The sequence below is a fragment of the Psychrobacillus sp. FSL K6-1267 genome (assembly GCF_038003265.1).
Classification (GTDB): Bacteria; Bacillota; Bacilli; order Bacillales_A; family Planococcaceae; genus Psychrobacillus; species Psychrobacillus faecigallinarum.
In genome coordinates this window covers 1,092,161-1,105,068 of the sequence record NZ_JBBOOR010000001.1, presented here as the reverse complement: position 1 = coordinate 1,105,068, position 12,908 = coordinate 1,092,161, and the positions used below count along the sequence as shown (strand labels likewise).

The following is a 12,908-nucleotide window of genomic DNA, read 5'->3' as shown; positions in this document are numbered from 1 at the left end:
TGGAACTCCTTTTCCTTTAAAATATTTAGCGCTAGTAAAAATGCACCTCTATAATTATACTCTTTTTAAGGTATTTAGACATAGATAAATGTACATATTTATTCATAATAAAATAAAAAAGATCTATACTACGAAACATAATATAGATCCCTTTTACCTATATCTTAAAATGACTTACATTATTTTGTAATGTTTCAGCAAGGTTTGCTAGAGACTGGGCATTAGAGGTAATTTCTTCGTTAGAAGCAAGCTGCTGCTCTGTTGCGGAGCTTGTGTCATTTGCTCCTTGGGCAACGATTTCAGCAAGTCTTTGAACCTCCAAGGAGCCCTCTGACACCGATTGAGCAATTGCCTGAATTTGCTCAATTGCTGTAGAAACAGATTCTACTTTCTCTCCTACCTCCACTACCGCTGATTCAATAAGCTGGAAGACCTCTAAAGACTCGTTTGTTTTGTTCATGCCCTCTTTGATCTTGTTCTCCCCAGTTGTAATAGCCTCTACCGCAGTACCAGATGCTCCCTGAATCAATTCAATCATTTTAGCAATTTCAGATGCTGCATCTTTCGACTGCTCCGCTAGCTTTCTTACCTCGTCTGCAACGACCGCAAAGCCTTTGCCATACTCTCCAGCACGGGCAGCCTCAATAGCCGCATTCAATGCTAGTAAATTGGTTTGCTCTGAAATTTCTGTAATGAGAGAAGTGATTCCCTGGATATCATGTGAGTGCTTCTCCATATCTCTCATATTATTTGCCGTTTCATTGAACGTATTATGAATCATATTCATCTGAGTGGCCACAGCCGCTATTACATCAGAACCCTGCTTCACTAGGTGTCCTACATTTTCTGCGGAGTTCAACATTTCCCCATTACTTGCTGCAATGTCACTAACGCCTTGAGATAGCTCAGACATGCCTGCCATCGAAGTGGTCATATGTTCTACTTGTTGCTCACTGCTAGTCATTTGCTCATGTGCCGAGCTTGCTACTAATTGAGAGCTAGCAAGACTTTCTTCTGCAATGGCTGATAGTTCCTCCGCATTTGCTGCTAGTTGCATAGAGGTGTCTTGGACGTTGGAAACAATTGTACGAAGATCCTCTGACATTATGTTAAATGCTGCTGCCATTTCGCCTGCTTCATCCTTGTTCTTAATATGAATTGGCTCTACATGCAAGTTGCCTCCTGCAATTTCTGTAAGACCTAAGGTAACACGCTTAATTGGACGTGCAATACTTCTGCCTATGTAAAATGCAATAATTGCCCCAAGGATAGCCCCTACAATCGTAATAGCCATGATGAAAATGTTCGCACCACGCTCGTAGTCCTGCAGCTCATTCACTGTTACAGCCATATCATTTTGAAGTTGTTCCTCTATCTTGTTTAATATAGATACCATATTGTCATTAATAGTTTTTACATCTTTCGTTAACGTATTTATTTGAGTCGGGTCAACAAGAATTTGGTTAGAGATGAGCTTTTCATTAGCCTCTACAAACATTACGTACTTTCTTTCATAGTCCTCGATGAAAGGAAGAGACTCCTTTGAATTTATCCCCTGTTTGAGCTCTTCCATCAGCGTCCCAGTGGTCTCCAGATGCGAGCTGACTCCCTTTCGAGAAGCATCCATTTTCGTTAATAAAAAATCATAAAGATTTTCTGTAGTTTCATTTTGAGACATTTTGATTTCCTGGATAAGCCTCACATTTACGCTATCCACCTCAAGAATCTCTCTATACTGTTTATTTGTTTCCTTGCCTGCTAAGCTACTGAAAAAAGAAACAACAATCATCAATAGGATAATTGCGGAGAAGCCCAACCACATTTTCTTTGTAATTGTCCACTTCATAATATATCTCCTGTCTGATTATTTACTTTTGAACAAAACGGTTAAAGGATACAAAATGCTCTTTCCAATACACATTATCTAGCTTTGTGATCTCTACTCCCTTAGATCCTGCATGGACAAATTGATTGTCTCCAAGATAGATACCCATATGAGAAATTCCTTCTTTATACGTGTTTTGGAAGAACACTAAATCTCCAGGAATCGGGTTAGTCACCACAATACTTTCTAAATAGTAGGACTCGCTACTCTTACGTTCGATTTTCATACCAGCTTGCGTATGTAGGAAATAAATAAACCCACTACAATCAAATCCAGCCATCGTATTACCTGCATACAAATAAGGAATGCCCTCCAGGCGTTTAGCAAAATCAATGATCAATGGGTAATAAGCATAACCTTCTCCAGATACATTGCTAGGTACTGTAATAACAGGAGCCGGTGAGACAACCAACTCATTTTTTACAGGTGCTGTTACTACAGGAGCTGTTTTAACTGGCGTTGTATTCGTTGTCCCCTTAACAGTTGCCGGCTTTTGAACGACAAGCTTTTGCTTAATAAAAATATTATCCTTTGTCAGCTTGTTCCAAGTACGTAAATCAGCGACTGTTACATTATGTAATTTAGCAATTTTAGTAAGCGAATCGCCTTTTTTCACTTCATAAAGCGTACTAGCACTTGCAGTTTCTGTAATAAAAAACAGTATAAATGCTATAATCAGCACTTTCTTTCTCATACTTTAAACCCCCTTTCTTTTTATATCGGTAAAACTTTGGTAACATCCACAACTTTCAACAAAATATTACCTGGGAAATAAATGCTCGTAAATTATCAGAAAATATGGCATGATAATTAATGAATAACCATTCAGTAAATACAAAGGGGACATGATACATGAACGAAACCTGGAACCAAATCGAAAACACAATGAATAACCACCCAACTCCAATCCAAAACCAAAACGTCCGTTACGAATTCCACCTAACCGGCGACGAACCATCCGTCAAACAGCTAGTCCTAGCTGACGGTCGAGCATTTGTAACCGATGATACTAGCTCAAAAGCTGATTGCACCCTTACATTAAGCTCAAAGGATTTTGTAAAGCTCATTAACGGGGATTTAAATAGCACTTCTGCATTTATGTTTGGGAAGCTGAAGGTTGACGGGAGTATTGGATTGGCATTGAAGCTGGAGGGATTGTTGAAGGAGTATAGTTTTTAAGAGAAAAAGAAAAACGACTTTCATAGCGAAAGTCGTTTTTTGTATTATTTTTTATTATCAAAATACATACCATCAATCATTTGAGTAGCCGCATAAGGGTTAGTGTAAGAACCTTCATGGCGTTTCTTTTGCTGAAGCTCCTTAATATCTTTCTTAACAAGAGCCATCACAGTAGTTAGCTGTTTATTGATCCCATGATCTAACTCTATTAATTTGCCATAAACTGATAGCTTGGATATTTGTTCAAGATCTAAGGATTGTAATGCCATTTCACGAGCATCCAATAACTCATTAATTTTTTCAATAAATTCTGTACGCTCATCATCAGATGGTGTTTTTAAAAGATGGCTGTATAGCTCTTCAGAGACCGCTAAAAATTGGTCGACACTAGCCATCACGCTTGTCCGCCAGTAGTAAATTGCTTTTGACGATTCAATTGAATGACTTGCTTCCATGTGTCGCGGAAATCAAGGACATATGCTTCCACTTCCTCAATAATAGCAGTGTCATTCTTCATATTTGCTTCAATTAAGCGATGGTTCATATATTCATACATTTGCATCATTGACTTAGAAACTTCAATATCCATATTTAAGGTCATCATAAGCTCTTGAATAATTTTCTGTGCCTTCTGCAAGTTTGTATTTTTTTCTTGAATATTCTTTTCTGCTACCGCAATTTTTGCTTTACCTAAAAATTTTAAACAACCATTGTATAACATCAAAGTCAACTCACCTGGCGATGCAGTACTCACACTATTATTTTTATAAGCTTGGTGAACCGATTGTGCTGACAAATCTTACAACTCCTTTTGTTGAAAAACATAATTATATTTAGCTTTGGCCGAATTGTGATAGATAACCTGATTGTGAATTGGCTTTGCTAATTGCCTGCTCCATTGCAGTGAACTGTTTCCAGTAACGAGTTTCTATATCTTCTAATCTGCGTTGGAAGTTAGAAATACGAGTATTCATGTCAATTAAGCTTTTACCAAGAGTATATTGTTGATCAGTGGCGCTAGCCTTCCCTGCCTTAGATTCAATTTTGGCAGTTAATTCCTTCATAGAATCACGAAGTCTATTGACAATACCACGAGTGTCTCCTGTTGCAGTTTTTTCTCCTGATTGAGTTAAAGTTTGTACCACTTTATCAGGATTGTCTGTTATTGCTTTTCGTAGTTTATCCTCACTAATTACTAGTTTACCACCATCTGAGTAAACACTAGAAGTAGTAATCCCCATTTCAGCAAGAGTATCAATTAAATCGTCACCTATACCATCTACTCTACCATAAATTGCATTACGCATACTAGATAAACCGCTGCTAACTATGGAATCACTGCGAAGAAGTCCACTTTTAGCTTTTTCATCCCATAATTCTTGCTCTTTATCAGACATATCTTTGCGCTGTTCATCTGTTAATGGAGGATAATCACGATATTTTTTTTCTTTTAAAGAATCATTCATTCCAGTAATTAATTCGTTATACTTTGCAACAAACTCTTTTACTTTATCTACCATGGAGTCTATATCAGCACTAGCTGTAAGTTGAACAGGAGCTACAGTTGTATCAGGTGATGTAGCATTATTTATAGCAACAGCATCATTATAATCATCATTCAACTGAGTACTTTTCAGTTCTTTTGCTGCTAGATCATTTGTTGCATTCGTTGCGGTCAAAGTTGCTATTTCCGCTTGAATATCCTTTTCAGCTACATTTTTTAAAGCAGTAAAATCTCCTGTACTCATTTCCTGTAAATTTTTTCTCTCATCAGCTGATAAATTTTTCAGCATTTTTTTTTGCTCAGCAGTTAGATCAGAACCATCTATATCTTCATCTGAAGTAGAAGCAAGTGCTTTATATTTTTCGAAATTTTCTTCACTTAAATTTGCTAAAGTATTTTTAACATTAGAATTTCCACTAACAAAATCTGTATAGGTTGTTTGCAAACTAGAAGATAAATTCTCATAAGTAGATGTATAGTTTGCATTGGCGACACGTTGAGCCTCCAACGCAGCTGTTTTGGAGTTTTCTGCATTCACCACATCTTGAGCGGCTTGATTTTTTGCTATTTCTAATCGTGCCACTTGTTCTTGCAAAGTATTTTTAACATTAAACGTAGAATTTAATGTCACTGTATATCCTGAGATATTGAAAGTGTTAGAAGATCTTTCCGTTGTAATACCGTTCACTTGGAAAACAGCATTAGTTCCTCCAGATGCTAAATTAGTTGAATCTGCCATGCCTAATTTTGAAAATACATCATTCCCTGCAACTACTTGGACTTCAGCTCCGCCCTTTACATCACCTGTATTTTTTGCAGTAATAGATAGCTTACCATTCTCAAATAATGCTGATACTCCCGCATTACTATTGTTTATTTTAGATACTACTTGAGCAATAGTATCCGTAGAACTTATTTCTATCTCTGTTGCTTTTGCTGCAAGATTGCCATCTGCTTGGATAGCCTTCAAAGAAATTGTCGTGTCCCCAACACCAAGTTCGCTCATTTGAGTAGTACCAGATACTGTTCCCCCGCTTGTAGTAGAGATAGTATTTCCAATCTGTCTCGCTGCAGTAGCCAATTGGGATACCCCTTCAAGAGATAAAGCACTTGAAGCAGAGGAATTTGCAGTTGCAGTTACTAGACTTGAATTAGAGCTCTGTACAGTTTTTTTGTTAAAGTTTCTGGACAATGTGAAATTATCAAGTAAGTAATCACTAAAGGTTTTTAATTTTGTATTTATAGAACGATAAGAATCTCTTTGCCATTCCGTTGTAGTTTTCTTTTGAAATAATTTATCTAATGGTATTCTCTCTGCCTTCATCAAATCTCCAACAATTTGATCAATATCCATTCCCGATGCTAATCCACCAACTCTTAAACCTGCCATTTTATAACCCCCTAAATTTTTTCGTCAATTATCATGCCTAAAAATTTTTGCATCGTGTAAAATGCATCCAATAGCTTTCGAGGTGGAACTTCTCTTATTACCTCTTCCGTCTCTGCGTCTATAACTTCTACATAGTAGCGATCTAAACCATCATGCATAACAAATTTTGAGTTTCTGTTTTGGATAGTCATAAACTCATTTAATGCATCTATTGCCTTTTGTACTTTTTCTTTTGGAATTAATTCCTTTTCATTTGCTTTTTGCTCAGCTTGCATAATTTGTCTTAGAGAATTTTCTGTTACATTTGATTTTGTTATATCTCCCACTACTTCTTTTTTTAGCTGAGATGTAATTGCAACATCTTTTGACTGTGCCTGTGCTGATAGACGCATACTAGGCTCTCCCCCTATGCTAACAATGTTCTTATATTCATTATCGGCAATTTAATATTAATTTTCAGTTGTTAGCAAAATTTCCATTTAAACTGACGATAATAATAGAGTAGTAAAATAATTCACATGGAGGTGAATGAATTGAAAATACAAAACCAGGCAGGGATAGCCTTCTCTATCAATCGTTATCAGAAAAATGACAATGCAATAACTAGAACACTAGAAAAACTTTCAGGTGGCGACAAATTGACTCGTGCTGCAGATAATGCTTCAGGTTTGTCCATCTCGGAAACAATGCGTGGGCAAATTCGTGGACTTGCAAGGGCTCAGCTTAATATGCAGGATGGGCTTTCAGTACTTGAGACAACGGATGCAGGTCTTCAACATGTTAGCGGTGTATTACAGCGGATAAGGGAATTAGCAGTACAAACATCTACTGATACTGTTTCAGATCAAGACAGAGGAGCAGCCCAAAAGGAATTAGACCAGCTTCTCCAATCAATTGATGATACTGCCGACAAAATGGAGTTTAACACTCAAACTATTCTCGGTGACGTCCGACCATTGTACATACACGTGGGTGCTAACTCTGGACAGGCACTTCGTATTGATACAGTAAATGTGAGTACGGCTTCTTTAGGTATAGCAATCGCTGAGATTTCTACACGCGAAAAAGCAGAGGATTTAATAACAAACGTGGATAAAGCCCAAGGTATTATTTCTAGTCACCTTGCAAATACTGGAGCAGACTACGAAGCACTAACTCACCATAAGGATAACGTGTCGAATACCGAGGCAAGTCTTCAAAAGTCAGAATCTCTTATTCGAGATCCAGATTTGGCTTATGAAATGATGGAATTTGTTAAACAAGGAATACGCCAAAAGGGCGATGAAATGCTAATTAAGCATACGAATCAGAATGTTAATGATGTACTGAGATTATTTAGTTAAAAAAAGACTAGGAAACCATTTTAAGGTTTCTAGTCTTTTTTTATGTATACCTACAATAACCTTCTATTAAAAATCGGAAGTCCCCGAGAGTAGTCAACTTGAATCATTGTATTTGATAATGTAATTTCATATTTAGTTGATAGGTCTATACCATTAAGATGTACTCCTAATTCTTTAACTCCACAGTCAAACATTGTCAAAAAATCAGCATCTAATCCATGTTTATTAGATTTAAATATTTGCCCATCTACTCTTTTTTCATCAACTAAAATAAACTTTGTCCCAGGTATACTTTTGATCAGTTTTTCTTTTTCCAAATGGTTAATTAAATTATCATTATTTCCTTGAAATGAAATAATTTTTGCCACGTTATTAAAGTCATTATACACAGTGAATAAATTAAGTGATTGTTTATCTTCTATAATTTCTTTTGCAAAGTAATCAAATTCAATTTGTAATATCATTTCCCCATACTTCTGAAATAAATAGCGATTAGCAGTTAAATAAACTGGTTCAATCCATGCAGAGTTATCTATAATATGAGAAAAAAGATGAGGTGCTAAACGGTTACTTAAATGAATTAGATAAGCACCATGAGAATGACCATATCCTATTATTTTTTTTTCGTTAAATATAAAATTATTGTCTTTTAATATAATTCGTATCGCTTCAATTGACGTAATAATATCAATTGCTTGCATATAGCCCATATCATTAAAGTAATCATTTGTTTCTTTTATATCTGCTTTTACAGAGAGATTTATTGTTTTATTTGATAATATATCTAATAGTTTAGATGTATTATTCTTTATAGAATCTCTTTCCTCAGGAGTTAGGGAAATCATTACCTGTTCCAAATCACTTTTTAAATTAAAGGATGAAGCACTTTGCATAAAGTCACTGCCAAAATACTCACATTGTACTGTAACTAAATTATGTTTTTCTGCAAATGTTTCTCTCATCTTCTTATACACACTTGAATCAATATTTCCCCCATAGCCTGGAGCTAGTATTACAATGCCAGTATTCTCATTTGTTCCTTTTTCAGGAAGCGAAAAGTCAATTCTCAACTCTCTATTTGAGTACCCAGTATATATGTTATGATGTGCTGGGATTTTGATGCTTTGATTTTCAGGCAATTACTCTCAACACCTAACTTTAACTGAATTATAATATTCTAAGGAGATAATAAGTACTTCTTTTTTTCATTTATTTTCTACCTTTAAACACTAATTATCTATATTATCTTTTAACAAAATCAATTCAAAAAAACAATAATAAAACATTAACAACTTCCATTAAATTTACAAATCTATTTTCAAACGATTAAAAATGAGTATAGATTTTAACTCAATTATTTTTATTTATTTTCCCAAAATATAATGAATCTACCCAACGTCCTGTTGTCCAATGAGTCTCTTTTAAGTGACCTTCCTGTTCAAATTGCAATTTATTAAAAAACTTTATTTTCTTTTCATCAATTGAGTAGATTTCAGCCCAGAGTCTATGAAGATTTAATTCTTCAAATGCATACTTTTCCATTGAAAGAGCAGCATCTATTGATAATATATCATCAATATATAAATCATTTTTTCCTATATATATTGAGAAATCTGCGCTTCTGTTCACCCAATCAATATAGCAAAGACCACAAGCGCCAATCAACTCTTGTGTGCTTAGTTCGATAATTGCAAACATTCTAGTATTAGAATCAAGTATTACATAATTATCAAACCAAGATTGTTGATTTTCCATATTTAGTTCTTTATGTTCTCTAAAAAACATACGAAATTCAGGTTTATTCCTCCATTCTAAGAGAATGGGCAAATCTGTTCTTTCAATTGCTCTAAGTCCAGTAAACTTACCCTTTATCATTGTAAATCTCCTTTAATTAAAGGCTCTCCTACCTTCTTTTCATATTTCATTTCCATTCCAACAAGTTCTTCTGCTTCATAAGGAAAATATCCACTCTTAAGTGCTGGCCTTAAAAACTCAAAATCTTTTATAGTAAGAAAATGTCCTTTAGTTACATTCTCTTTTAAATAGATTCCTCTTTGTTGAACAATAACTGTTTCCTTTTCGTTTTCTTCTATTACTTTAACCCCGTCACCAAGGGCATTTTCTAATTCTCTTGTCCTATTCACCATTTCACACCAACTAGATGGGTTCATAGAAAATGGATGATCTGGTCCAATACGGTTATTATCATCTGTGAAATGCTTCTCTATTACTCTTGCCCCCAGTGCTATGGCTCCTAAAACAGTAGAGTGGCCTGGTGTATGATCAGACAAACCCAAAATCATATTTGGATACATTAAAGAATAAGTTTTTAATACATTTAGATTAATATATTTAAAATTTTCTAAACTTCCCGTATAATTTGTATTGCACTGCATTAGTACAATCTTAGGATTAATATTCGTTATTGCATTGACCGCACGCTTTACATCAGAAAAATCTGATGCCCCAGTTGCTAATAAAGTCGGCTTACCTTTTTGTGCTATATATTTAATAAATTCAATCCATGAAATATCACCAGAACCAATTTTGAATGCAGACAAATGATTATTTATTTCATCAACAGCATCAATATCATATGGTGTTGTAAGAAATTCAATTTTTGCTTTTTGGGCTTCTTTAACTAATTCTAGATTCCAATCTCTGTTTAGCTCATATTTTTTAAAAACATCGTATACACTTTTATCCCATTTCGATTGATGACTACTTTGTCTTCCAAGACTCTTAAATCCTTGATCACTTACTATTTTGTCAGCATGAAAATGCTGAAATTTTACTGCATCTGCCCCAGCTTCCTTCGACAACCAAATCAATTCTTTAGCACGAGCTAAATCTCCATCATGATTCGAAGCAACATCTGCAATAAAATAAGTTGGATCATTTATAGAGATTTTTTGACTACCTATATTAATCTCACTATGATAATTCATGAAATTCACCTTCTTTAAATTTTTCGTATAATCGGTTGATAACCTCTTTACTTGAAGGAACCTGTTGTTTATGAAGAACTTTTTGTAATTTAGAAATGTCTAAACCTAATGAATTTGCTCTTTTAATTTCTTGAAAATCGTTTAATTTCCCTCTAACTACATTTCCTTCTTTTCCAAATTTTTTTGCAAGCTCATAAATAAAATCATACTTACTATATACATCTTTAGCACCTATATTAATGATACCTTTATATTTTTGCTCAATTAGTTCTATTAAAATATTTGAAAAACTATAAATATCAATACTTGATGTGTAAAAATCTTCAAAACCTACAATAGTTTGTTCTTGTACTAATGACTTAATAACCCATTCAATAAAAGTTGGTTCATCCTTTTTATTTCTAAATCCTACTATGTTTGTTCTTACGACAAGAGAATTGTTATTTGTTAATGCAAAGACTTCGCCTGCATACTTTGTTCGAGCATACTCATTCAATAAAACAACAGTATCATTTTCAGAGTGTTGTAGATTCTTATCATTTTCATAGTAATGATCAGTAGAAATTTGAATAAAATAACAGTTAATTTCACTACAAGCTCTTGCAATAATGGATGGTAACCTAGCATTTAACATATATGCATTATTAACGTTTTTTTCACATTCTTTTAAATTTATCATTGCTGCACAATTCACTACGATATTTGGTTTTTCTTGGGTGATTAAATCTGTTACCTTTTTAGAATCTATTAATAAATCAACATTATTTGTACTGTTTGATCTTGATATGGTCAAGATCTCAAAATCCTTTTGCGAGAACTTTTTGTACAACTCTTGCCCAAGCATTCCTGTTGAACCGATTAATATAATTTTCATTATAATTACTCACCCAATTTTTTTTGCTCGATATGAGCATTAATTTTAGCAAGACTTGTATCTTTTTCTAACTCTTCAATAATATTATTTAAACCAAAATCTCCATTTTTAAGATACAATTTTTCCAATAAGATCGTTATCAACTCTAAATCTTCTTTTGTATCTACTGTAAGGCGAAAATTGCTTTTATCATCTTCATATATCACTTGCCCAATTGAAAAAAGCTCCTTATTCAAATAAAAATAAGGGGTAACATGTTCTCTTTCATAGTCTTTGCTACCATTATTAAAAGCTAATTCTAAATCTTCAAGAGAAAATACTTCTGTATCCATTCCTCTAGGGAAACTTCTCACTTGTGTATTTGAAACATAATCATAATTATGATTAAGATAATAATTAATTACTTGATCTATTATTTCAGGATCTATAAGTGGACAATCTGATGTAAGTCTTACTACTATGTCCGCTTTATGTTCTATTGCTGCTTCGTAGTATCTTGAGAGAACATCCAATTCGGAACCGCGATAACATGATATGCTTAACTGCTCACATAATTCGACGATGGGTATATCGGTATCATTTAATGTTGTTGCTACAACAATCTCATCAATAAGTTTTGATAACTTCACACGTTCTAACTGATATGCTAGTAACGGCTTATTCATTACTTGCATTAAAACTTTTCCTGGTAAACGTGTGGAAGTCATTCTAGCTTGAATTATCGCTACTATTTTCATAAAACGTCACTCTTCGCTTTCTTTCAAAAAATTATCTGATATGTAAATGCTTAAAACGGTGCCTAAATCTCTTCCACCAATTCTTTTAATTGTTCAACAGATAACCATTCATTATTAATATCGCTTGCATATTTAAACCCTTCTGGAAGAAGCTTTCCTCCCGTAGCAAATTCTTTGGACCACCAAGAAAATTCAGGTTGTATGATAAAATAATCATCAAACTCAACTGTATGACGAGCGTCATCTTCGGTAATCATAGCTTCATGTAATTTTTCCCCTGCACGAATCCCTACAATTTTAGTTTCACATTCAGGCGCTATTGCAATTGCTAAATCTGTAACTTTCATACTTGGAATTTTAGGAATAAAAATCTCTCCACCATGCATTCGCTCTAAATTATCTAAAACAAACTGAACTCCTTGATCAAGAGTAATCCAAAATCGTGTCATACGCTCATCAGTAATAGGCAAGGTACCTGTCTCCTTTAACTTTTTGAAGAATGGTACTACACTTCCTCGACTACCAACGACATTTCCGTATCTAACAACAGAAAAACGAGTTTTCTTTTCACCAACGTAAGAATTTCCCGCAACAAATAATTTGTCCGATGCTAGTTTAGTTGCTCCGTAAAGATTCACTGGGCTACATGCTTTATCTGTACTAAGAGCTATGACTTTCTCTACACCACGGTCTATAGCAGCTTCTATAATATTTTGCGCACCATGAATATTTGTCTTTACAGCTTCAAAGGGATTGTATTCACATGCTTCAACATGCTTCATTGCTGCTGCATGAATGACAATATCTACTCCATCAAATGCACGATAAAGTCTATCTTTATCTCTAACATCACCTATAAAGAACCTAATTCTATTATCATGAAATTCCTGTGCCATCTCATATTGTTTTAACTCATCTCTACTGAAAACAATAACCTTTTTTATATCAAATTCTAGTAATTTACGTATAATTTTTTTCCCGAATGATCCAGTTCCACCCGTTACTAATATTGTTTTTTTAGATAATGTCTTATTTTGCATTGATTTCA

The 12,908-nt window shown here is 34.2% G+C and carries 14 protein-coding genes; 2 read left to right on the top strand and 12 right to left on the bottom strand.

What is annotated here, in order from left to right; genetic code table 11:
• Positions 1-157: 157 nt before the first annotated feature.
• Together MHB55_RS05430 and MHB55_RS05425 are read right to left on the bottom strand one after the other, a co-directional pair.
• Positions 158-1,846 (bottom strand): methyl-accepting chemotaxis protein, encoded by a 1,689-nt coding sequence (locus MHB55_RS05430; protein WP_340862778.1) that lies wholly within the window; start codon positions 1,844-1,846, stop codon positions 158-160.
• A 22-nt stretch (positions 1,847-1,868) separates the two neighbouring features.
• Positions 1,869-2,579: a C40 family peptidase gene (locus MHB55_RS05425; protein ID WP_154311288.1), complete on the bottom strand. Its 711-nt coding sequence runs from the start codon at positions 2,577-2,579 to the stop codon at positions 1,869-1,871.
• Positions 2,580-2,737: 158 nt separating this feature from the next.
• Here MHB55_RS05425 and MHB55_RS05420 point away from each other — a divergent pair, with 158 nt between their 5' ends.
• The gene (locus MHB55_RS05420) at positions 2,738-3,064 is read left to right on the top strand and encodes an SCP2 sterol-binding domain-containing protein (protein WP_144537613.1); all 327 of its coding nucleotides are present in this window, start codon (positions 2,738-2,740) and stop codon (positions 3,062-3,064) included.
• A gap of 44 nt (positions 3,065-3,108) precedes the next feature.
• On the opposite strand, the gene MHB55_RS05415 is transcribed toward MHB55_RS05420, so the two are convergent.
• Genes MHB55_RS05415 through MHB55_RS05400 form a run of 4 tightly spaced genes read right to left on the bottom strand, consistent with a single transcriptional unit; the run spans position 3,109 to position 6,350 of the window.
• On the bottom strand, positions 3,109-3,459 hold the full coding sequence (locus MHB55_RS05415; RefSeq protein ID WP_151110875.1) for a flagellar protein FliT: 351 nt from the start codon (positions 3,457-3,459) through the stop codon (positions 3,109-3,111).
• Positions 3,459-3,860 (bottom strand): flagellar export chaperone FliS, encoded by a 402-nt coding sequence (gene fliS, locus MHB55_RS05410; protein ID WP_151110877.1) that lies wholly within the window; start codon positions 3,858-3,860, stop codon positions 3,459-3,461. The genes MHB55_RS05415 and fliS overlap by 1 nt, the downstream gene beginning before the upstream one ends.
• A 37-nt stretch (positions 3,861-3,897) precedes the next feature.
• Positions 3,898-5,958, bottom strand: a complete 2,061-nt coding sequence (fliD, locus tag MHB55_RS05405) for a flagellar filament capping protein FliD (protein WP_340862777.1) — start codon at positions 5,956-5,958, stop codon at positions 3,898-3,900.
• Positions 5,959-5,969: 11 nt separating this feature from the next.
• Complete coding sequence (locus MHB55_RS05400) at positions 5,970-6,350, bottom strand: flagellar protein FlaG (RefSeq protein ID WP_340862776.1); 381 nt, start codon at positions 6,348-6,350, stop codon at positions 5,970-5,972.
• Positions 6,351-6,482: 132 nt separating this feature from the next.
• Between MHB55_RS05400 and MHB55_RS05395 the strand changes: the two genes are divergently transcribed.
• The gene (locus MHB55_RS05395; protein WP_340863956.1) at positions 6,483-7,301 is read left to right on the top strand and encodes a flagellin N-terminal helical domain-containing protein; all 819 of its coding nucleotides are present in this window, start codon (positions 6,483-6,485) and stop codon (positions 7,299-7,301) included.
• Positions 7,302-7,351: 50 nt separating this feature from the next.
• Here the strand turns inward: MHB55_RS05395 and MHB55_RS05390 are convergent, their stop codons facing one another.
• From MHB55_RS05390 to pseB, 6 genes are all read right to left on the bottom strand, one after another.
• Positions 7,352-8,440 carry a DUF2920 family protein gene (locus tag MHB55_RS05390; protein ID WP_340862775.1) on the bottom strand — a complete coding sequence of 363 codons (1,089 nt, stop codon included), beginning with the start codon at positions 8,438-8,440 and terminating at the stop codon, positions 7,352-7,354.
• A 211-nt stretch (positions 8,441-8,651) separates the two neighbouring features.
• Entirely contained in the window at positions 8,652-9,176 is a 525-nt protein-coding gene (locus tag MHB55_RS05385) for a GNAT family N-acetyltransferase (protein WP_340862774.1), read from the bottom strand.
• Complete coding sequence (locus MHB55_RS05380) at positions 9,173-10,249, bottom strand: N-acetylneuraminate synthase family protein (RefSeq protein ID WP_340862773.1); 1,077 nt, start codon at positions 10,247-10,249, stop codon at positions 9,173-9,175. The genes MHB55_RS05385 and MHB55_RS05380 overlap by 4 nt, the downstream gene beginning before the upstream one ends.
• Entirely contained in the window at positions 10,236-11,123 is an 888-nt protein-coding gene (locus MHB55_RS05375) for an SDR family oxidoreductase (protein ID WP_340862772.1), read from the bottom strand. The genes MHB55_RS05380 and MHB55_RS05375 overlap by 14 nt, the downstream gene beginning before the upstream one ends.
• Positions 11,124-11,128: 5 nt before the next feature.
• Positions 11,129-11,860 (bottom strand): glycosyltransferase family protein, encoded by a 732-nt coding sequence (locus MHB55_RS05370; protein WP_340862771.1) that lies wholly within the window; start codon positions 11,858-11,860, stop codon positions 11,129-11,131.
• A gap of 62 nt (positions 11,861-11,922) precedes the next feature.
• Positions 11,923-12,900 (bottom strand): UDP-N-acetylglucosamine 4,6-dehydratase (inverting), encoded by a 978-nt coding sequence (gene pseB / locus MHB55_RS05365; RefSeq protein ID WP_340862770.1) that lies wholly within the window; start codon positions 12,898-12,900, stop codon positions 11,923-11,925.
• Between the last annotated feature and the right edge of the window lie 8 nt (positions 12,901-12,908).

What these genes read in the sequence shown, in the direction of transcription:
- MHB55_RS05380 (WP_340862773.1), bottom strand. Translation starts at nt 10,249, where the DNA reads ATGAATTATCATAGTGAGATTAATATAGGTAGTCAAAAAATCTCTATA.
- MHB55_RS05370 (WP_340862771.1), bottom strand. Translation starts at nt 11,860, where the DNA reads ATGAAAATAGTAGCGATAATTCAAGCTAGAATGACTTCCACACGTTTA.
- MHB55_RS05420 (WP_144537613.1), top strand. Translation starts at nt 2,738, where the DNA reads ATGAACGAAACCTGGAACCAAATCGAAAACACAATGAATAACCACCCA.
- MHB55_RS05430 (WP_340862778.1), bottom strand. Translation starts at nt 1,846, where the DNA reads ATGAAGTGGACAATTACAAAGAAAATGTGGTTGGGCTTCTCCGCAATT.
- MHB55_RS05425 (WP_154311288.1), bottom strand. Translation starts at nt 2,579, where the DNA reads ATGAGAAAGAAAGTGCTGATTATAGCATTTATACTGTTTTTTATTACA.
- MHB55_RS05415 (WP_151110875.1), bottom strand. Translation starts at nt 3,459, where the DNA reads ATGGCTAGTGTCGACCAATTTTTAGCGGTCTCTGAAGAGCTATACAGC.
- pseB (WP_340862770.1), bottom strand. Translation starts at nt 12,900, where the DNA reads ATGCAAAATAAGACATTATCTAAAAAAACAATATTAGTAACGGGTGGA.
- MHB55_RS05385 (WP_340862774.1), bottom strand. Translation starts at nt 9,176, where the DNA reads ATGATAAAGGGTAAGTTTACTGGACTTAGAGCAATTGAAAGAACAGAT.
- MHB55_RS05375 (WP_340862772.1), bottom strand. Translation starts at nt 11,123, where the DNA reads ATGAAAATTATATTAATCGGTTCAACAGGAATGCTTGGGCAAGAGTTG.
- fliD (WP_340862777.1), bottom strand. Translation starts at nt 5,958, where the DNA reads ATGGCAGGTTTAAGAGTTGGTGGATTAGCATCGGGAATGGATATTGAT.
- MHB55_RS05400 (WP_340862776.1), bottom strand. Translation starts at nt 6,350, where the DNA reads ATGCGTCTATCAGCACAGGCACAGTCAAAAGATGTTGCAATTACATCT.